Origin of the sequence: Shewanella fodinae, from assembly GCF_014651955.1 — a bacterium.
Lineage (GTDB): Bacteria > Pseudomonadota > Gammaproteobacteria > Enterobacterales > Shewanellaceae > Shewanella > Shewanella fodinae.
The window spans coordinates 204569-225111 of record NZ_BMXW01000004.1 but is presented as its reverse complement, the minus strand read 5'-3'; the positions used below and the strand labels follow the sequence as shown (position 1 = coordinate 225111).

Annotated in this window: 22 protein-coding genes and 1 pseudogene; 13 read left to right on the top strand and 10 right to left on the bottom strand. The window is 48.5% G+C overall.

The features are described 5' to 3' along the window. Positions 1-109: 109 nt before the first annotated feature. The 3 genes from tnpA to IE064_RS05925 form a co-directional block, all read right to left on the bottom strand. A complete protein-coding gene (gene tnpA / locus IE064_RS05935) occupies positions 110-568 on the bottom strand; it encodes an IS200/IS605 family transposase (protein ID WP_189617047.1) in 459 nt (152 codons plus the stop codon). Positions 569-755: 187 nt separating this feature from the next. Further along, positions 756-1334, bottom strand: coding sequence for a Fe-S biogenesis protein NfuA (nfuA, locus tag IE064_RS05930; protein WP_133038961.1), 579 nt, complete (start codon positions 1332-1334; stop codon positions 756-758). Positions 1335-1476: 142 nt separating this feature from the next. Then, positions 1477-2205 carry a ComF family protein gene (locus IE064_RS05925; RefSeq protein ID WP_229799871.1) on the bottom strand — a complete coding sequence of 243 codons (729 nt, stop codon included), beginning with the start codon at positions 2203-2205 and terminating at the stop codon, positions 1477-1479. Positions 2206-2229: 24 nt separating this feature from the next. On the opposite strand from IE064_RS05925, the gene bioH reads away from it, so the two are divergent. Then, on the top strand, positions 2230-3015 hold the full coding sequence (bioH, locus tag IE064_RS05920; RefSeq protein ID WP_189617046.1) for a pimeloyl-ACP methyl ester esterase BioH: 786 nt from the start codon (positions 2230-2232) through the stop codon (positions 3013-3015). A 37-nt stretch (positions 3016-3052) separates the two neighbouring features. Further along, entirely contained in the window at positions 3053-3553 is a 501-nt protein-coding gene (locus IE064_RS05915; protein ID WP_133038963.1) for a hypothetical protein, read from the top strand. A 22-nt stretch (positions 3554-3575) separates the two neighbouring features. Here IE064_RS05915 and IE064_RS05910 read toward each other — a convergent pair. The 3 genes and pseudogenes from IE064_RS05910 to glnK form a co-directional block, all read right to left on the bottom strand. Further along, positions 3576-3671: pseudogene (locus tag IE064_RS05910) on the bottom strand (transposase); the annotation flags it as partial. 189 nt (positions 3672-3860) lie between these two features. Further along, a complete protein-coding gene (gene amtB / locus IE064_RS05905) occupies positions 3861-5108 on the bottom strand; it encodes an ammonium transporter AmtB (RefSeq protein ID WP_133039787.1) in 1248 nt (415 codons plus the stop codon). Positions 5109-5119: 11 nt separating this feature from the next. Beyond that, positions 5120-5458: a P-II family nitrogen regulator gene (gene glnK / locus IE064_RS05900; protein WP_133039788.1), complete on the bottom strand. Its 339-nt coding sequence runs from the start codon at positions 5456-5458 to the stop codon at positions 5120-5122. Between the two features lie 254 nt (positions 5459-5712). Between glnK and IE064_RS05895 the strand changes: the two genes are divergently transcribed. Then, positions 5713-6255 carry a hydrolase gene (locus IE064_RS05895; protein ID WP_189617045.1) on the top strand — a complete coding sequence of 181 codons (543 nt, stop codon included), beginning with the start codon at positions 5713-5715 and terminating at the stop codon, positions 6253-6255. 52 nt (positions 6256-6307) lie between these two features. Here the strand turns inward: IE064_RS05895 and nrfA are convergent, their stop codons facing one another. Next, a complete protein-coding gene (nrfA, locus tag IE064_RS05890) occupies positions 6308-7711 on the bottom strand; it encodes an ammonia-forming cytochrome c nitrite reductase (RefSeq protein WP_189617044.1) in 1404 nt (467 codons plus the stop codon). 314 nt (positions 7712-8025) lie between these two features. On the opposite strand from nrfA, the gene narQ reads away from it, so the two are divergent. Both narQ and IE064_RS05880 read left to right on the top strand, forming a co-directional pair. Next, positions 8026-9732, top strand: coding sequence for a nitrate/nitrite two-component system sensor histidine kinase NarQ (gene narQ / locus IE064_RS05885; RefSeq protein ID WP_189617043.1), 1707 nt, complete (start codon positions 8026-8028; stop codon positions 9730-9732). Further along, positions 9725-10351 (top strand): response regulator, encoded by a 627-nt coding sequence (locus tag IE064_RS05880; protein WP_189617042.1) that lies wholly within the window; start codon positions 9725-9727, stop codon positions 10349-10351. The genes narQ and IE064_RS05880 overlap by 8 nt, the downstream gene beginning before the upstream one ends. Before the next feature lie 56 nt (positions 10352-10407). Here the strand turns inward: IE064_RS05880 and IE064_RS05875 are convergent, their stop codons facing one another. Continuing rightward, positions 10408-10782: a YacL family protein gene (locus IE064_RS05875; protein ID WP_189617041.1), complete on the bottom strand. Its 375-nt coding sequence runs from the start codon at positions 10780-10782 to the stop codon at positions 10408-10410. A gap of 141 nt (positions 10783-10923) precedes the next feature. Between IE064_RS05875 and IE064_RS05870 the strand changes: the two genes are divergently transcribed. Next, positions 10924-11892 carry a zinc transporter ZntB gene (locus IE064_RS05870; RefSeq protein ID WP_189617040.1) on the top strand — a complete coding sequence of 323 codons (969 nt, stop codon included), beginning with the start codon at positions 10924-10926 and terminating at the stop codon, positions 11890-11892. A 72-nt stretch (positions 11893-11964) separates the two neighbouring features. Here IE064_RS05870 and fkpA read toward each other — a convergent pair whose 3' ends face one another. Beyond that, entirely contained in the window at positions 11965-12741 is a 777-nt protein-coding gene (gene fkpA / locus IE064_RS05865; protein ID WP_189617039.1) for an FKBP-type peptidyl-prolyl cis-trans isomerase, read from the bottom strand. Positions 12742-12968: 227 nt separating this feature from the next. On the opposite strand from fkpA, the gene IE064_RS05860 reads away from it, so the two are divergent. The 7 genes from IE064_RS05860 (at position 12969) to IE064_RS05830 (ending at position 19667) form a co-directional block, all read left to right on the top strand. Continuing rightward, a complete protein-coding gene (locus IE064_RS05860; RefSeq protein ID WP_189617038.1) occupies positions 12969-13886 on the top strand; it encodes a WD40 repeat domain-containing protein in 918 nt (305 codons plus the stop codon). Between the two features lie 3 nt (positions 13887-13889). Beyond that, the gene (locus tag IE064_RS05855) at positions 13890-14102 is read left to right on the top strand and encodes a SlyX family protein (protein ID WP_133039797.1); all 213 of its coding nucleotides are present in this window, start codon (positions 13890-13892) and stop codon (positions 14100-14102) included. 39 nt (positions 14103-14141) lie between these two features. After that, positions 14142-14627: a peptide deformylase gene (gene def / locus IE064_RS05850; RefSeq protein ID WP_189617037.1), complete on the top strand. Its 486-nt coding sequence runs from the start codon at positions 14142-14144 to the stop codon at positions 14625-14627. Beyond that, positions 14624-15985 (top strand): COG3014 family protein, encoded by a 1362-nt coding sequence (locus IE064_RS05845; RefSeq protein WP_189617036.1) that lies wholly within the window; start codon positions 14624-14626, stop codon positions 15983-15985. The genes def and IE064_RS05845 overlap by 4 nt, the downstream gene beginning before the upstream one ends. A gap of 22 nt (positions 15986-16007) precedes the next feature. Beyond that, a complete protein-coding gene (gene lpoB, locus IE064_RS05840; protein WP_133039800.1) occupies positions 16008-16601 on the top strand; it encodes a penicillin-binding protein activator LpoB in 594 nt (197 codons plus the stop codon). Between the two features lie 157 nt (positions 16602-16758). After that, complete coding sequence (gene pepN, locus IE064_RS05835) at positions 16759-19398, top strand: aminopeptidase N (protein ID WP_189617060.1); 2640 nt, start codon at positions 16759-16761, stop codon at positions 19396-19398. 59 nt (positions 19399-19457) lie between these two features. After that, complete coding sequence (locus IE064_RS05830) at positions 19458-19667, top strand: Z-ring associated ZapG family protein (protein ID WP_133039801.1); 210 nt, start codon at positions 19458-19460, stop codon at positions 19665-19667. A gap of 49 nt (positions 19668-19716) precedes the next feature. On the opposite strand, the gene IE064_RS05825 is transcribed toward IE064_RS05830, so the two are convergent. Continuing rightward, complete coding sequence (locus IE064_RS05825; protein ID WP_133039802.1) at positions 19717-20283, bottom strand: phosphoribosyltransferase; 567 nt, start codon at positions 20281-20283, stop codon at positions 19717-19719. Positions 20284-20543 lie beyond the last annotated feature (260 nt).

Sequence of the window (20543 nt, the reverse complement as noted above, 5' to 3'; positions counted from 1 at the left end):
AAAAAAATATCCTCCGGCATAGCCGGAGGTTTTTCATATGCGCCTATAAGGCTCTCCTACCAGCAGCGCCCTAGCAGGCGCATCGCGATCTGACATTTGCATAAAGCGATTACTTACGGCCCGTAAACGGGCTTCCTGCATACGGTATTGAGAGTTGTTCTCCCAATTTATCCTGCTCTAACTGGTGTTTTATATAGCTTTGTATTTTCGAAGTATTTTTTCCTACCGTATCTACATAATACCCTCGGCACCAAAACTCTCGATTTCGATATTTGAACTTCAAGTCTCCAAACTGCTCGTAAAGCATCAGGCTACTCTTACCTTTCAGATACCCCATAAAACCTGAAACGCTCATTTTCGGCGGTATTTCAACAAGCATATGGATATGATCTATACAGCACTCCGCTTCCAGAATATTCAAACTTTTCCATTCACATAGCTTTCTTAATATTCCACCAACTGACCTTCGTTTTTCTCCATAAAACGCCTGCCTTCGGTATTTTGGAGCAAATACTATGTGATATTTACAGTTCCATCGCGTGTGCGCTAAGCTCTTTTCGTCCTCCATTGGGACCCCCTTTCAATTTTGTTTAACCCTTGTAGTTGCCAGACCGCAAGCCGTTTTAACAAATTGAAAGGGGTTTTATAACTGACTCATAGCTGAAAGCTTAACGGAACCCCCAGCCTAGCTGGGGGTTTTCACTGCTACAAAAAAAATGGTGCCATCAGGCACCATTCTCCACTAAACCCAACGTTTACTGGTATGAGTGTGAGCCGTGTTGATGTTCAGTCACATCCTGAACCCCAGTCAACTCGCCAGGGAAACGTTCCAGCATCTGAGTTTCGATACCATCTTTCAGGGTAACATCGACCATAGAACATCCATTACAACCACCGCCGAATTGCAACACTGCAATACCATCATCGGTGATCTCCACCAGCATGATATGACCACCATGGCTGGCTAATTGTGGATTGATTTCAGATTGGATCAGATATTCCACCCGATCACGTAGCGGCGCATCGTCTGCCACTTTACGCATCTTAGCATTTGGCGCTTTCAGCGTTAACTGCGAACCGAGCTGATCGGTCACTAGGTCGATACTGGCATCTTCCAAAAATGGTGCGCTTTTTTCATCCACCATGGCTTTAAAACCGTTGAACTCCAGTTCAATATCATCGCTTTCAATCGCGTCTGGTGGGCAGTAAGACACGCCACACTCAGCCTGGGCGGTACCAGGGCTGATAACAAATACGCGGATGTTGGTACCTTGCGGTTGGTCAGCCAACAGTTTGACAAAGTGGGCCTGTGCTGATTCGGAAATACTAATCATGAAAAACCTGCTCCGTCAGGATAAACCTGAGTGAATTGGTAAGAATTAGGCTAATGATACTCCTGATAACGTTAGCTTTGTAGTCCCTTTAATCTCAGGTTTCATTTTTCCCATTGAGCTTTGAACTATCCTGACATCTTGATCACATTCCAGGAGCTTCTGCCCGAGCCAGACACCATACCTGCAGATCTGGCGTCCAGGGGGATAGTGTCCGGGCGATTTCATCAACAGTGGTGCCTGTAGTGACCACATCATCAATTAAGGCAATACGTTGATAAGGCAGTGCCGCTTTCAGTACAAAAGCGCCGCGCAGATTACGCCGGCGCGCTTGACCATCCAGTCCAGCCTGCGGCACGGTTGCCACCACTCGCTGCAACAGACTATCGTCCACCGGCAACTGTAGTTGTTGTCCCAGCATACTGGCAATCATCCACGCTTGATTGAAGCCTCGTTCGCGTATTCTTTGCGGATGCAAAGGCACCGGTAGTAGCACTTGGGGTAACGCAATAATGTTATGGGAAACCAACGTTGATACGCTATGTGCCAAAGCCCGTACCAGGGGTGGTAATGCAGTAAATTGCGCCTGATATTTTATCCTGGGAATTAAAGGACCCAGCAGTGAGTGGTAACTCGCTGGCGCGACCACGGGTATGGGCTGCGATGTTAAGCAACCGCCGCAATAACGTTGTAACGTTTGCAGTGGTCGGCCACACCCGAGACAAACTGGGCAGGAATAAAGACAGGCTTGCAGACAAGTTTTACAGATACCGGACCCAGGCGGACACAGCTGTTGATGACACAACAGACAACGATTAGGTAAACTGGCGATCAATGCTCGGCATCCTGCCACTAATGAGTCAAAGATATTCACTGTGTTGTATTCAGGCCGTAAATCATGACATCTTCCTTGTTTTATCACGTTTCTGGAGACGGCCAGCCACTGGTTTGGCTGCATGGTTGGGGCGTCAATGGCAGTATTTTTCTGCCTACAGTAGCGCAACTTCCCCAGTATAGAAGCTACTGTGTTGATCTGCCGGGTTTTGGTGATAGCCAACCGCAGCCGGGAACCCTGGACGACTGGGCAGAGCGGTTGTTCGAGCAGCTGCCAACCAACGCTATTTGGCTCGGTTGGTCGCTCGGCGGGCTGGTCGCCACCCGTATAGCTCAGCGTTGGCCACAACAAGTACGCGGTTTGGTCACCATTGCATCCTCCCCACGCTTTATGGCGCAAGCAACACCGCCTTGGCCAGGTATCGCTGCAGCAGTAATGCAGCAGTTTGCTGAGCAATTACGTCAGGATTTACAACAGACTGTAGAAAGATTCCTAGCACTGCAGGCCATGGGCAGTGCCAGTGCCCGGGATGATATTCGCCATATTAAAGAGTTGGTTTTATCAAAGCCGCAGCCCGATGCCTTGGCCTTGGCTCAGGGATTAAACATGCTGCAACAGGTTGACTTGCGCAGCGATCTATCACTGATAACGCTGCCGTGGCTAAGACTTTGGGGGAAACTTGACGGTTTAGTGCCGAGAAAAATAGCAACCCTGTTGCCGCAAACCCCACAATCGCAGGATATCATCTTACTCAAGGCGTCTCATGCACCTTTCATTTCGCATTCTGAGGATTTTTTAGACAATTTGCGTAGTTGGCTGCAAATAAAGGGGTTTAATTCTGGACAATAGTTGCCTACAATTTGTGCAGTAACCGAAAGGACTTGCCATGCAACTTGTTTCTAACTACCCACAAGTTCCACTTGCCACCAGCAACCCTGCGACTGATGCCGCTAGAGTTGAGGGGCAGCAACGGCCTCCGGTTATTCCACCACAGCAACCGGCGAAGGGCCATGAAGAACGCGCCTTTAACCCGCAGAATGAACGTACGGCCGATACCGCCCAGCAAAATGCGCGTTTAGCCTCACAAGTGCATGAGCGGCAACAGCAATCTAACCAGCAGCAACAGCAACAAAACTCTCAAGAACAGAAACAGCAAGGCAAATCCTTGTTTGCCGCCATGCTGGTTAAGCCCGCATTAGATAGAAAAGATATTCGTAACGCGGTAAATACACCAACGGCTCAGGCAGCCCAACAACAGGATAAGCAGCAACATCCCCTGCCAGGACAATCCGATGACTTCTACCGTGATCTCGGCAGTCGCATCGGTGACTATTACCGGCAGCAGACATCGCCAGCATCCGCCGCAAGCCTTGACGCAAAAGCCTAGCTAACTATAAATAAACCGGGGNTTCTCCATAAAACGCCTGCCTTCGGTATTTTGGAGCAAATACTATGTGATATTTACAGTTCCATCGCGTGTGCGCTAAGCTCTTTTCGTCCTCCATTGGGACCCCCTTTCAATTTTGTTTAACCCTTGCAGTTGCCAGACCGCAAGCCGTTTTAACAAATTGAAAGGGGTTTTATAACTGACTCATAGCTGAAAGCTTAACGGAACCCCCAGCCTAGCTGGGGGTTTTCACTGCTACAAAAAAACAGGGTCAAAACTGACCCTGTTTCATTATACACCCAAGTTATTAGGCGTTTTTGACAGTCACAAACTCTGGGTAGGCATCTACGCCACAATCTACGGCATCCACACCGTTGTATTCTTCTTCTTCACTCACACGGATACCCATAGTGGCCTTCAGAATCACCCAAACCACTAGAGACGTGACGAATACCCAACCGAAAATACAAACGGCCCCCAGAGCCTGGGCACCGAAGGTCGCATCAGCGTTGGATACCGGCACCATCATGACCCCAAACAAGCCACATACACCATGGACTGAAGTAGCACCTACTGGGTCGTCGATCTTGATACGATCGAAGAACACGATAGAGAACACGACCAGTGCACCAGCAACCAAACCTATGATACCGGCCATGACTAATGATGGGCTGAGCGGATCAGCTGTAATCGCCACTAGGCCAGCTAAAGCACCGTTGAGGATCATGGTCAGATCGGCCTTGCCCCACACCATCTTACAGACGATCAATGCGGCAACGGCCCCAAATGCTGCTGCTGAGTTAGTGTTCACAAACACCTTACCTACGGCGCTGGCATCCGCCATGCTGGATATTGCCAATTGTGAACCACCGTTAAATCCAAACCATCCCATCCACAGAATGATAGTACCTAAGGTCGCTAACGGCAGGTTACATCCAGGAATGGGGGTAACCGAACCATCTGCGGCAAACTTGCCTTTACGAGCACCTAACAGTAATACCCCTGCTAATGCCGCGGAAGCCCCGGCTAAATGCACAATACCGGAACCAGCAAAGTCAGAGAAGCCAGCGGCTTTAAGGAAGCCACCACCCCAGGTCCAGTAGCCTTCAACAGGATAGATAAACGCCGTCATCACTACACTGAAAGCCAGAAATGCCCACAGTTTCATACGTTCAGCAACGGCTCCAGAGACAATAGACATAGCAGTTGCTACAAACACGACCTGGAAAAAGAAATCGGATTCAAGCGAGTGCGATGCATCAGCAGCTTGAGTACCAATCAGTCCACCGAAACTAGGTAACCAGCCACCTTCGCTATTATCAACGTACATAATGTAGTAACCCACCAGTAGATAAGTCACACAGGAAATGGCATACAGCACAACGTTCTTAGTCAGAATTTCTGTGGTATTTTTTGCTCTGACTAGACCGGCTTCAAGCATCGCAAACCCCGCGGCCATCCACATCACCAGTGCACCGGAAATCAGCAGATAAAACGTATCCAGTGCAAAGCGCAACTCTGATACAGAAGTCCCCAACTTGGTTAATTCTTCCATTATTTTCCCCCTTAAAGCGCTTCGTTATCAGTTTCGCCAGTACGGATACGGATAACCTGTTCCAGATCAGTGACAAAGATCTTACCGTCACCAATCTTACCGGTGTGAGCCGCATTGGTAATGGCCTCAAGCAGGTGGTCAAGATTCTCGTCCTTGGTGGCAATTTCCAGTTTCACTTTTGGTAAAAAGTCCACCTGATACTCCGCTCCACGATAAAGCTCTGTATGACCTTTCTGACGACCAAACCCTTTCACTTCAGTGACAGTCATACCTTCGATGCCAATGCCCGCAATCGCCTCGCGGACATCATCAAGCTTAAATGGCTTGATGATTGCGCTGACTAATTTCATCCAGACCTCCCAAATCGCCGTTATATGTGTGTGATATTGCTTGGTACAATTCAATCATTAGGCCAAGATGTTAAATTTTTGTTTTATAATAACTTAACTAAAAAACGTTGCGTTATTGCATGGTGAAATGCACCAAAATGGTTCAATGGTTCCATGCCTGCACAATTTTGAAGCGCCAGAGTCGACTTTGGCCTTATTGGTAACACTCCTAGAACAGGTTAATTTGTCAGGGATTATTCGCGATGGAGGGAGTTATGTTGCAAAGCACAGAAACCATTCTGGTGATTGTGGATGTGCAGGGTAAGCTTGCGCGCATCATGTCGCAGACAGAACAGCTACACCAGCGTTTGCAGGTCTTGGCGCAAGCCATGCCGCTGTTTGATATTCCAGTCTTATGGCTAGAGCAACTACCGGACAAGCTTGGACACACCAGTCCTGAACTAGCAACGCTTTTGCAAGCGTACACTCAGCCGATTGCTAAACAGCATTTCAGTGGCTGGCAGTGTGATAGTTTTCGGCAGCAGTTGCAGGCAAGTGGCCGTCGTCAAGTGTTGCTGGCGGGGATCGAAACACATATCTGTGTCTATCAGACTTGTTGTGATTTGCTGAATGAAGGGTTAGAGGTGCACGTTATCGCCGACGCAGTAGACTCACGTCATCAGGAAAATCGTGTACTTGGGCTGCAGATGATGCAACAACGCGGCGCTTGGCTAACACAAACAGAGTCGTTATTGTTTGAACTGCAACAGCAGGCCTCTGGCGAGCGTTTCCGGCAGTTGCTGTCACTGATCAAGTAACGGCATAAAAAAGTCCCCGCAACCGCAGGGACTTTGACTTCACCTTAAGTTCTTACTTGTAAGTCGCTTCGCGTTTTTTCGCTTCGGCATCCCATACAGGTAACACTTCTTTCTTAAATGCTTCTTTCTCAGACACCAGCTTAGTCATATCCAAGCCAACGGCAGCTTGGGCTTTGGCTTTGGTTGAAATATCTGGGATCGCAACCGGTTGTTTAACCCCTTTAGCCGATAACAACTGTGCTAGTTTGATACGAGCATTACCGGCGATTTCGACGGCAGACCCGAGAATACGCAATGCTTCAGTTGGGTTGTGCGCATATACACCATGAGATGCAATGGCATAATCCCAACGCCACTGTGCATGGCGGATATCGGTCAGGATCGGTTTCATCTCATCGGCAGAAGTGCCTGCTGCCCAAGCGGCACCGGCTTCAAAGTGAGCATGCACCAACTGCTCTTCGGCTCTCGCTTTCAGCTCTTTCACTTTTTGCTTACCTGCTTCGTATTGCCCCAGCATGGTTTCTTTGCTGGCACTATGGCAACGAGCACAAGTTTCTTCAAAACGATCAAATGGATTGCCGACTTTATGATCAGTAAAGCGTTTGCCTTCAGCATTGGTCACTTTCGGCATATGGCAATCTACACAGGTGACATTGTTTTGGCCGTGAACACTCAGAGACCAAGTTTCATAACCTGGGTGCTGCGCTTTCAGCATCGGGGTTTTAGAAATTTTGTTAGTCCAGTCGGCAAAATCCAGCTTGTCATAATAGGCTTCCATCTTTTCAACGGTCACGCCATCATCCCACGGAAACTTAACAAACCCTTTACGTCCGTCAACTTTCTCAAAGTAATATTCCACATGACACTGACCACACACCATAGATTGCTTGTCGGCATGCGAGGCTTTATCGAATGGCTTGCCGATTGTCTCGAAAGCGCGCTCAGCAAATGGGCGGCTCACCCGCAGTTTTGGTGACCCTTTTTCGTGGCAGTCTGAACAACCAATAGTGTTAGTAATCTCTGCCCCACCTTTAAACCATTTTCCAGTAAAGTAACCAGATTCGCCCTGCTCTTCGATCATTCTGGGAACGTCTGGACTTTTACAGCTCCAACAGGCCATTGGCATCGGGCCGTCATCGGCACTGCGAGGCGCACCAGTACGCAAGGTGTTGCGCACGTCAGTAACAGCATACATATGCCCCCGTGGCGCGTTGTAATCTTTGGCAAAACCGTAACCTGCCCATAAGATCACCAGATTAGGATCTGCTGCCAGCAAATCCGTGTTTTCAGTGCTCTTGGCGGTATCATGCCAGCTATTGTATTGCTTACTGAATTTATCTTTGTAGATATCGCTGCGTGGCTCAGTTTTATCACTGGCGAAAGCGCCTGCAGCCATGGCAGAAGCAGCAACCAGTACACCGAGTGCAACAGCTTTTTTGCTGAAATTGTTCACCATCTCATCTCCGAGTCATTTTATTGTATGGGCTAAAACCACGACATTTACAGGGTGAAATTAGCCACAAAAAGCTTCCTTCAAAATACCTCTAAGGGGATATTGGGGAGCAAATATGCGCCAGATCAAAATGTGAAGGCGATGTTGGTCACATTTTTAAGCTTTTGTTAAGTAACTTTATTAAACGCTAAAATAGCCACATGTTATGTAGCACTCTTTTTATGGATTTACCAAATTGCTCTGTTAAGCTTTTGCCATTCGTAGTTGCTGAAACGCTTATATTTTTTACGTAATCAGCTGATGTTGGAGTGAACCTGATGAAACGCGGTAGCCTTACCACCTCCATCTTCGGTCTGATGTTGCTGTTGATTCTGCTGTCCAGCGGTCTTGCAACATTTGCCATTATTAATCTGAGTTACAGTTTGGGGGATGCTAAAGCTATAAACGCCTCAGGTTCCTTGCGCATGCAAAGTTACCGTTTGCTGTTCTATGCCAATTCTGGCAGTGAGCAGGCTGATGCAAAAATCCGCGAATTTGAAGCAACGCTTTATTCCGATGCACTCAAGCGTTCCATGGACTGGTCATCTCCCAAGGCGTTGAAACAGCAATACCAATTGGTGATCCGTAAGTGGCAGGTGATGAAAGCTTATGTGCAACAAGAAAACTCCCGGGACTATGCCGCGTCAGTGAAAGATTTTGTCGACACCATCGACATGCTGGTTTCTGAGATGGAGCACCACGCCGCATTCAAACTGCGCCTGCTGGTGATCAGCCAAGTTATCGGCCTTGGTCTGATGCTGGTGATTGCATTTATCACTGTGCGTTTTATGCGTCGTAAAGTGGCAACACCGTTGCGACAGATGATGGAATCTGCCAACACCATTGCCAAAGGAGATTTTAATGTCACGCTGCCGGAGACTGAATACATTGAGCTAAGTGCCTTATCGGAGGCGCTGCATTATACCGTGAAGGAGTTGGCTGCCCTGTACGGAGGATTAGAATCACAGGTGCAGGAAAAAACGCTGGCACTGACCAAAGCCAACAATGAACTGACATTTCTCTACGACAACCTGATTATGTTGAACTCAGGTAAGCTCAATATAGAGCTGATGCGAAAATCACTCATTAAGTTGAGAAACTATGAACAACTCTGTCATTTACGCCTGATTATTCAACAAGATGATGAAGATATGGACATCATCTCTGCGGATGATGAATGGCCACAAGACAAACCCGCCACCCGCTTTGAAGTGAAGTTTGAAGGCAAGCAGTTGGGTTATCTGGAAGTGGTATCGCCAAGAGCGTTAAACACGGCGCTGTTTGAGAATTTTGCCATCATGCTGGCACGTTCCATCATTATCCATAACGCCAGTGAAGAGCGGCAGCAATTGGCATTGCTTGAAGAACGTGCAGTCATCGCCCGCGAACTTCATGACTCACTCGGACAACTGTTGTCATTTTTGAAGATCCAGATCAGCCTGTTGCGCAAAAGTCTCGATGCCAGTTGCCGCACCGATAAAGTCGATAAACAGCTGAATGAACTCAATGACGGCGTCAGCACCGCCTATGTGCAGTTGCGCGAACTGCTATCAACTTTTCGGCTGACGGTTAAGGAACCCAACCTGCGCAACGCCTTGGAAGCGATGTTAGAGCAGTTACGCTCACAAACAACCACACAGATTGTCTTGGACTACAAACTCCCCTCGCACTTGCTCGCTGCACATCAGCATATTCATATTCTGCAACTGACGAGAGAAGCCACGCTAAACGCCATCAAACACGCAAATGCCAATCAAATCAAAGTTTCGTGCGAAAGAAATGCTGATAATATGGTGCAGATTACCATCTGTGACGATGGTATTGGTCTCAGTCATCTCAAGGAAAGAGATCAGCATTTTGGCATAGGGATTATGCATGAACGTGCCAGCCGCCTTGCGGGGGAAGTGAGTTTTTCCAGCAACGAAGCTGGTGGTACTTCGGTCACGCTGATATTTCCGCCCCAAACGGAGTCTGACAATGGTTAAACCCTATTCTGTGCTAGTGGTCGATGATCACCCGTTGTTGCGTCGAGGCATCTGCCAACTGCTGGAGTCAGACGGCGACTTTTCCCTGTTTGGCGAAGCCGGTAGCGGTATTGATGCACTGTCAGCAACCGCCGAGGATGAACCTGATATTGTCTTGCTCGATCTTAATATGAAAGGCATGTCAGGGCTGGATACTCTCAACGCACTCAGACAAGAAGGCGTAACCTCACGCATTGTGATTTTGACAGTTTCCGATGCCAAACAGGATGTCGTGAGATTGTTGAAAGCTGGTGCCGATGGCTATCTGCTCAAAGATACTGAGCCAGACCTGTTATTAGAACAGTTGAAAAAAGCCATGTCCGGGCAACGGGTGGTAAGTAGTGAAGTCGCTGAATTTATACTGGAGATGAACGGCACCGGTGAAGAAGATTGGGTTGATGCCCTGACACCACGAGAACTGCAACTGCTGCAACATTTGGCCGAAGGGCTGAGCAACCGCATGTTATCTGAAGTACTGCATATCAGCGAAGGCACGGTAAAAGTTCACGTCAAAAATCTACTACGTAAAGCCAACGCCAAGTCCCGCACAGAAATGGCGGTACGTTATCTAAACCGTTAATCAGTCCCCAATAAACCAAGCCAGCGCCAAATGCTGGCTTGTTAAAGGTGACCACGTCAGTGCCCAGCAAGATAGTCACACCAACTGTTAAGTGCCGTCTGAAAATCTTCCAAGCCACAATCTGCGGCAGATTCCGCATCATAAAGCGACAGGCCTTCTTCTGCAGTTTCTTCGGGGTTTTCGTCACTCAATATGTTGGCAAACACCCGCACCTGTTCGCTGTCCATTTCTAGCGTCAGATCATGCCCAACCCAACGCCATTCCTGAAGTTTTCCCTGCTGCAGCGCCACAATTGCCGTATGTAACTGCTCGCACAGCGTTTGATCTTCTGCCAATTCATCTGAAAACCAGCGCCCAAGAACTTCATGTTCCATACTGAAAATGGCCAACGGCAGACCGGTAATAGGATTGCGCCGAAATTCGTAGTCCATGGATTTTCTCACGCAAATAAATTCGTCAGTGTTAATTTTAACTCAGCCACAGCAGGAATGCTGTTCAATCCTTACACCAACACTTCTTTTTCTGGCCTGACTGCGTTAGTTTTTGGCTATCAAACGTGATTAGGAGCTTCCATGCCTGAAGGACTCATCAGCAGTTTACTGCTTAACGGTACTAACGCCGGTCAACACCTCACGCACGAACAAGCGGGAAACTGGCAACCTCAGGATGGCCTGTTATGGCTGCATTTTGACTACAAACACAAAAAAACCCGCAACTGGCTGAAAAACATCTGCAAACTTCCTCCACTGGAAACCGAAGCACTGCTGGTGCAGGATACCCGACCTCGCATTGTCCGTGCAGGCAACGGTCTGTTACTGGCGCTGCGCGGAATTAACCTCAACCCCGGTGCCGATCCAGAAGACATGGTGTCAATTCGGCTGTATATCGATCAGCAACGGATCATCAGTACCTGCAGTCGCCAATTATTAGCCGTTAAAGAACTACAGCAGGCCATCAGTGACGGTAGCGGACCGCAAAGCAGCGGTGATTTTTTGCTGTCACTCTGTGACAAACTCACGGATAGGAAAATCGATTTCATCGATCAGTTGGAAGACAAACTGGCCGATATGGAAGAGCTGCTGGTATCCGGTGAGGGACGAGAGTTAAGAGTCGATGTGGCGGAACTCAGGCGCCAAACCGTCGTATTACGCCGTTATCTAGCACCGCAACGGGAAGCTTATATTAAGTTGCTCAACGACTCAGCGAGTCTGTTTGATGACAGTCAAAAACGGCGCTTTGGTGAGATCAGTGACACGCTCATACGGGGCATTGAAGACCTAGACTCCATCCGTGAACGCGCCACGGTGGCACAGGAAGAGCTGCAAAATCGGCAGACCGAGGCACTAAATCAGCGCTTGTATTTTCTGGCGTTGATCAGCGCTATTTTCCTGCCATTGGGTTTTCTCACCGGGTTATTAGGCGTCAATATCGCCGGGATCCCTGGGGCCGACAGCCATTGGGCATTTGCCGCCTTTTGCGGGTTTCTACTGCTATTGGTGGGGTTTCAGCTGTGGTTGTTTTACCGCTTTCGTTGGTTATAAGGTTTCGATTAATACCGTCATACAGAAAAGGGACGGCAAGCGTCCCTTTTTTATTGGATTTTGCATTCGCAGTTATTTGCTCGCATCAGCCGCAGGTTTTTCGGCCTCAGCAGCAGGCGTGATGCCCAGCAATTCCACTTCGAAAATCAGAGTAGAGTTGGCAGGAATAGTTCCCATATCGCGGTCACCGTAAGCCAGTTCTGCGGGGATCACAAAGCGGTACTTAGCCCCAACGGACATCAACTGCACCCCTTCAGTCCAACCAGGAATCACACGATTGAGCGGAAACTCGATAGGTTCGCCGCCGTGCTTTTCTGTACTGTCAAATTCAGTACCGTCGATCAGCATCCCTTTGTATTTCACTTTTACAGTGTCTTCTGCTTTTGGCTTAGCACCAGTGCCTTCTTGCAGCACTTCATACTGTAAACCTGACTCAGTGGTTTTCACCCCAGCTTTGTTTTTGTTCTGTTCCAGATAGCTCTGACCGTCTTTCAGATTCTTTTCTGACACTTCTTTGGCTTTAGTCTGGCGTTTGTCATTCACTTTTTTATCCAGCGCTTCAAGGATCTTCTGCATTTCATCATCCTTGAGTTGGATTTTGCCATCCAGACCCTGTTTAAAGCCGGCAATAATCAAATCACGATCAACCGGGATCCCCAATTCTTCCTGTTCCTTGATATGACCAGCCATGTAACGTCCGATGGAAGCCCCAACACTGTATGCCTCTTTCTGAGTGTCAGTGTTCAGTTGCACATTGGTATCACTTGCAGCGGTTTTCTGTTCCTGGTTACAAGCCGCTAGCCCAAGCACTGCCAGCGCTACCAATGAAATTTTGTAAAATGGTTTCATGAAAAGCTTCCTCAGGATCTTCAGTTGGTTACAATTAACCTAAAATAGTTAGAGCGACTCACTTTATACCAGTTGCCGATAACTTACAAAGCGTGCATAACGGCAGCTGCATGATTGTGGCAACGATGCATAGTTTACGGAAAACAGACCATTAACGGCGGGACAAGTTCATGGATTTTTACCGTTTGTTGCAATTTTGTTCAGTACTGTTTTCAGGGATGATACTGATGAGCTGTTCACCCTCACCACTGAGCAGCAAGGCACTACTGAAAGAACCCAGTTATAGCGCCAGTTTGTCACAGGATGGTCAGTACGCACTGATCAGCAATAAAGATGGTATTTTCTTCTGGGATGTTAATCAGCCACAAGCGCGTTATCACTGGATCCAAGGTAGTCGCAACAATGATGTGATTGCCACCGACATTTCACCCAACAATCAATATGCCATAACGCTGAGCAATGATTCGGTAGCACTGTGGCACACGACCGACGGTGCCGCCCTTGGCTGGTGGTCATTACCGGTAACCGCGCAATGTGTTGCTGTTGCTAATAACGGTCAGTTTCTGGTGGGCTTGGCAGATGGCAGTGTCATGGCACTCAATCCGCAGCATCAAGTATTGATAAAATTTCTAGGCCATAACGAAAAGGTCAATAGTGTTGCTATCTCCGCCGACGGCAGTTTGGCATTAACTGCGGACAATGCAGCCAAGGTGTTGTTATGGCGCACTGACAGCGCGCAGATACAACAACAGTGGCAACTACAATCACGCGCGCTGAATGTGACCATGAGTACCGATAGTCGCTTGTTATTCATGTCAGACAGTACAGGTAATGCTTGGATCCGCGATAGCCAAAGCGGCAACATCATCAGCGAATTGAAAATTACCACCCGGCAGATGAACTTTTCGAGCGCCCGCTTTATCCAAAACAACACGCGCTTGCTTACCGGAACACCTGCACGGGAACTGCAGTTATGGCAAACTGCAACCGGCAAAAAAATCGCCAGTTGGCAGGTTTCTTTGCCAGACAAACCACTGCCACAGAGCGCAGTGGTTTACTCTGTGTCACAATGGCAAGGGAATAGTGTACAGAGCCTTAGCAGCACCAGTCTGCTGGAGCGCTGGCAAATACCGGAGCAGAGGTAGAAAATGCAACAAATGGTGAACAGGATTGAAGAGCTAGAAACCAAACTGGCGTTTCAGGAAATCACGGTGGAAGAACTGAATCAGGAAGTGATTGCCCTGAATAAGGTCGTGGCTGAACAGCAATTCCAGTTACAATTGATCACCTCGAAACTGAAAGCTATTGAGCCAAGCAACATCGCCAGTCAAGGGGAGGAAACACCACCGCCACATTACTGATGTCGGCAGTGGCTTTCACCACAAACTAAGGGATAACGGATGCTGACTATAGTAACCCACGGACAAGCCGTATTGCTGCAAACTGCGGCACCTGTGACAGTATTTGATGACTCGTTGCGCGCATTGGCTGAGGAGATGCTGCAAGTCATGAAGGCGGCTAATGGTGTTGGTATTGCAGCACCGCAGGTTAATCGTAGTCTGCGGTTATTTATCATGGCCTCACATCCCAATCCCCGCTACCCGGATGCGCCAGTAATGCCGCCTCAAGTGGTGATTAACCCGCAAGTGCTGCACTGTTCGGCGAAAATGGTGGACGGCGATGAAGGCTGCCTATCATTGCCGGGAGAGCGTTGCAGTATTCGACGTCACCAGTCACTGGAAGTGCGCTATCAGGATTTGACTGGAGAGTGGTGTCAGGAACAACTAACGGGATTTATCGCACGCATCTTTCAGCATGAATATGATCATCTCAACGGCATCACGCTCAGGGAAAGACTGGCGTTGCAACAGGAGACTCAACAGTGAAATTACGCCGTTTTCGCTGCGGGCCGTTGGTGTTGTTGCTGGTATTGTTGCAGGGTTGTGCCTATAACAGCGTACTGATTGCCTATCCAACCCAACTCGCCGACACCAAAAAGGCGTTGAACTCTGCGGAACCTAAAGCGACTATCGATAAGCTGGCGGACGGCATCAACAGCCGTGACGGCCTGCTTTATGCCGAAGAGGCTGGCCGTGTGGCTCAAATAGCTGGGGATTTTGCAGCCAGCAAGGATTTTTACCAGAGTGCAGTGCAAGATTATGAAAAATTTGACGATAAGGCAGTGATTAGTCTGTCTGACGTTGGAGCCAAAGGCAGCAGTCTGCTAGTAAACGATAATGTTATTCCTTATCGCGGCCCTGGCTATGAACGTATCTTGCTACATCAGTATCAGGCGCTCAATTACCTGTTCAGCGGTGACATGACGGGTGCCTTGGTAGAAGTGCGCCGCAGTAATGAACTGCAACAAATCGAACAGCAACGTTATGAATCATCAAGTAAAACGGTGCAACAGATGGAAAACGGCACCGTCAGCGCCGAAATGGATCGTCTCAGTCAGGCCTCAGGTAATCTGACCAGCTCATTTCTAAGCGCTTACAGCTACTATATGACCGGCCTATTACACGAACTGCTGGGTGAAGCCAACGATGCCTTTATCGACTATCGTAAAGCGGCGCAGTTGGCGCCTGACAACTCCTATATACAACAGGACTTGGTCAGACTCGCGAAGGCATTACAGATGCCACAATATGATGACTTCCGCCAGCGGTGGGGGGATGCACCACAGCCGGGTGCCAACCAAGGGAAAGTGGTGTTTATTGTTGAGCAGGGATTTGTACCTTACAAAGACAGTTTTGGCGTGCCGTTTACCATCAATGGTAACTGGCAAACCATTGCCCTGCCGACCTATCGAGAAAATTACCTAACGCCCGGTGGCGATACGATTAACGGGCTAGGCACCCCCTTAGTAACCGCACCTGTAGTCAATATTGGCGCGTTAGCCATTACCGCATTGAAAGAACAACTACCCTGGATACTGGCGCGACAAGTGGCACGAGTGTACGCCAAATCTGAGATGGCACGTCAGGCAGAAGGCCGCGACGGCCAGACAGTTGGTAGTGTGTTGATGCAGATTTTTAATGTGGTAACTGAACAAGCAGATCGTCGTAGTTGGTTAACCCTGCCAGCTGAGGCGCAGATTGCCCACAGTTATTTAAACGCAGGCAATTATCAGATAAATCTGCTGCATGGTACTACAGAGATTCAGGTTCAGCGTGGTAAAACTACGTTGGTTTGGGTAATAGATACTGGCAATGTAACGCGGTTTTATACTAGATTGATTTGACAACATGGAAATGGAACGGACTATGAAACACTTTAAGCTGCTTATGCTGATGGCAATGGCCATTGGGCTCACCGCCTGCCAATCCAAGGTGGAATATGGCGATGCCACCGAAGTGGAAACCGTCAATGAGAATTTCGGCTCTACCGATCTGCAAGCGATTACTGACAAGATGGTCGATAGCATGATGACCTTCCCGTCGGTGGTGGCGCTGACAGCTAACAGCCGACCGATTATCTTCGTTGACTCCATCAAAAATAAAACCTCAGAGCATATCGATACTGAATCTGTCACTGATTCTATCAGCAACAAATTGTTGCGTTCCGGTAAGTTCCGCTTCATCGATATGACCAAGGTTGATTCAGTCCGTAAACAGCTGGATTACCAGAACAATGCGGGAATGGTTGACCCTTCAACTGCTATCAAGTTTGGTCGCCAGATCGGTGCGCAATATATGCTATACGGCAACTTGTCCAGCATCGTGAAACAGGATGGCAGTACCAAAGATGTCTACTACAAGATGACCATGCGCCTGATGGATCTGGAAACCGGACTGATCGAATGGTCAGACGAGAAAGAGATCCGCAAAACCCGCAGCAAATCGTTCCTCGGGATGTAACCTAAAACTGACACAGGAGCCGCCAAACTGGCGGCTTTTTTGTAACATTTCTGTTTTGGTATTTAACGGCGTTTGACGTAACTTATAACCCAGAGCCAAATGGCCACCTTCAACACAATCACAACAAAACAGCAAGGAATCAACAGTGAAGTCGCTTATGCGGATCAAGCAGTTTGGCATCATAGTGCTGGCCACCGCCGCCCTCAGTGCCTGCAGCTCCAACAATACCCAAATTACCTCGCGGGATGACTCTCCCTATCTGACACAGGCACAGGCGATGGCGCGCTCCGCCAGAGTGAGCAATGTCAGTTACGATCTAGATTTTAAACTTGATGGGAGTGATAGCTTTGCCAACCAGACCACGATTCGTTTCACGTTAAGTGATAACAGCAGCCCGCTGACACTGGATCTGAATAAAGCCAATATCCAACGGCTAGAGATCAACGGTCATGTGCTATATCCGAATTACAATGGCCTGTATCTAAGCCTAAATCCCAAACTACTGCTCAACGGTGATAACCTAGTCAAAGTCAGCTTCACCCGCAAACATTCCACCAATGGTGAAGGACTGCATCGCTTTGTTGATCCCGTTGATGGCAAAGTTTATCTGTACTCCCATTTTGAGCCAGCTGCCGCCCAACAGATGTTTGCGGTATTTGACCAACCGGATATCAAAGCCACCTACAAGCTTACTGTTCGTGCCCCCGCAGACTGGCAGGTGATCAGCGCCACCAGAGAAGACAACATCGTCAATGACGGTGACTTCCGGGTCTGGCATTTTCCAGTCAGCCCTAAGCTAAGTCCCTATAACTTCTCACTGCATGCAGGTCCGTACCATATGTGGCAGGACGACAAGAGCGGTCCTTACCCCATGCGCTTGTTTGCCCGCCAATCAGTGGCATCGCAGGTTTACCCACAGGATTGGTTCCGCTATACCGCTGCGGGACTTAAATTTTTTGAAAACTATTTTGGCGTAAAATACCCCTTCAAAAAGTACGATCAGGTGCTAGTACCTGACTTCCTGTATGGTGCCATGGAAAACGCCGGAGCCATTACCTTTGCCGAGGGCCGTTTCCTTTATAAAGCCAAAATGACCAAGGATCAGCAACAGATGTTAGCTGGAGTGATCCTGCATGAAATGGCACACCAGTGGTTTGGTGATCTGGTGACCATGAAGTGGTGGAACGGCTTATGGCTGAACGAAAGTTTCGCGTCTTTTATGGGAACGCTAGCCACCGCTAACGCCACCGAATTTGACTATGCGTGGCGCAGCTTTTACGCCGGAGGTAAACAAGGCGCCTATGACAAGGACAGTCGCGTTACAACGCACCCGATTGAAGTGCCGGTTCCAACCACAGGCAACGCATTTGATAACATCGATGCCATCACCTATTCCAAGGGGGCATCCGTCCTAAAACAACTGCGCCATCTGTTAGGCGAAGAGGTATTCCGCAAAGGTGTTAGTGAATATCTGCATACCTATGCTTGGCAAAATGCCACATTAATTGATTTCATCGGCAGCTTAGCCAAGGCAGCTAACCGCGATTTAAGCCAATGGACTCAGGACTGGCTGTATACCGCTGGCGTCAATACTTTGGAAGCCAATTTCCAGTGCAGTAATGGTGCCATCAGCAGCTTTACACTTATCCAGACAGCAGCCGTTACTGGACAACCCGTCTTACGCGAGCAGAAAGTACAGATCGCGCTATTACGCAAACACCGCCAACAGTTAGCACTGACTAAGACTGTCGCCGTAACCTACCAAGGTGCCAGCACCCAAGTGCCTGCACTGATAGGTGAACAATGCCCAGATCTGGTATATCCCAACTACGACGATTGGGGATTTGTCAAAGTAAAACTGGACGATAGATCATTTGCAACCGCTCGTAACCAGTTGGCTAGCGTAACCGATCCATTGTTGCGTTCTATGTTATGGCAAAGTCTGTGGGATAGCGTCATGGCTGGCAATCTGCCATTGAATCACTATCTCGACACCGTGTTTGTCAACCTGCCGAAAGAACATGACTATACGCTAATCGGGCAAATTCTACGGACGTTGCATACCAGTCAACACTGGTTGGCACAGATGGCACCACTACATGCCGATTATCGTGATCAGGTGGCTCGCGCGCTGGCACAGATGAGTCTGCGACTGACAATGGAAACCGCTGGTAATAGCGATCTGCAACGCCGCTGGTTTGATGCCTACATTGACTTTGCCAGTGACGCTGAGTCTTTGGCACACCTCAATGAGCTGCTGGATGGCAAAGCTAAACTGGATGGCATCATTTTGGATCAAGACACTCGTTGGCATATTGTGCGACAGTTAAATCGTTATGATTATCCAGGCAGTAAAGCATTACTAAAACAGGAAGCTGCCAAAGATAACAGCGATACTGGCATCAAGGCAGCGATTGCCGCGACCGTTATCCGTCCCGAAGCCGAAATCAAGCGTGAATGGCTTGGTCGCATCCAGCATCAGAGTGGAGAAGCCTTTCCGAAATTGCGTATTGCCATGGCTAACCTATATCCGGCAGAACAGCAATTATTGAACTCCGCGACTGCGGAAGAAAGGCTCGATACCCTAGCACAGATGGATCAGAGTAAAGGCCCGGTATTTATGCGTAGCTACGCCCCGACCCTGATCCCAACCGAGTGTAACCACAGTTCCGTCAACCGGTTGCAGCAGGCGGTGAAAGACAATCCAACACTGTCAGTCATCACGATGCGAACACTGAAAGAACTGCTACAAGAGGAACAACGTTGCGTGGTAGTTTCTGAGAAAATCACCCGCTAACTAAGCGATGGCCGTATCCACCTAGGACGGCCATGTTCTTTGGGCTAAAGGAGGCCACAATGAGCTTAATTTCCCTGATTGCCATCATTGTTGTTGGCTACTTCATTGTCAGCCTGGTTAAGGATTATAACGGACGACAACAACAGGACTCACGTCAACTCGAAGCGTTACAGCAGGAAGTGGCGGATCTGAAACAGCGCGTGGTCACGCTGGAAGCCATAGTGGTGGAGAGGGATGAAGCACTGCGGCAGAAATTCCGCGATCTGTAATCCCCCACAAAAAGGGCACTCGTCAGTGCCCTTTTTGTGACCGACAAACTTAGACAAACAGATCTCGAATATTGTGCAGATCGCTTTTACCTTCACTGAGTTCTTCCGGCGTCAGACCAGAAACTTCATGCGGAAACACCAACCATTCATCGGAAGAATGGATATAGTAATCTGGTTTCATCGGCACCATAGTATTTTTGGGCTTGTAATACGGGCACGCAATACGAATATCCCGCGGCAAGTTTAACCGCATCATTTGTGACAGCTTTTCTTTCAACGCAAACACGCTACGACCTGAATCAAACACGTCGTCAACGATCAACAACCTGTCATCAGCCCCAGCATTTTCAACAATATAGTGAAGGCCGTGTACCTTGATCTCTTTACTCTGTTTATCGTTGCCAATGCCATAATAAGACGAGGTGCGCACGGCGATATGGTCAGTTTCGACTTTTTTGAAATCAAAATATTCCTGTACAGCAATACCGATTGGAGCACCACCGCGCCAGATCCCCACAATAAACTGTGGGCGAAAGCCACTGTTATAAACCTGAGCGGCTAGGCGGAATGAATCTTCCAGTAATTCCTGAGCGGTGATATAGCGTTTTTCGATCATTGCAACGACCCCATCATGTAACATGCCAATTCCCAGCCGCCCCAACTGTGCGAAACAACAGTTATCTGTCACCCGAGGTGTATTGAAAAGACGGTCTACGGTTTGGGCGCGCATTTTATACCAATTTAGCTGCTGCTGCCTTGTTTTATGCAGCTGCTTTTGTGAAATGCAGCAAAAGTATCTGTAAAAAAACCAACCATCCGCTTAAGCCTCACCTGCTGTTCACTTTAAGCATTGTAAAACAGTGGCGACATCGTAGA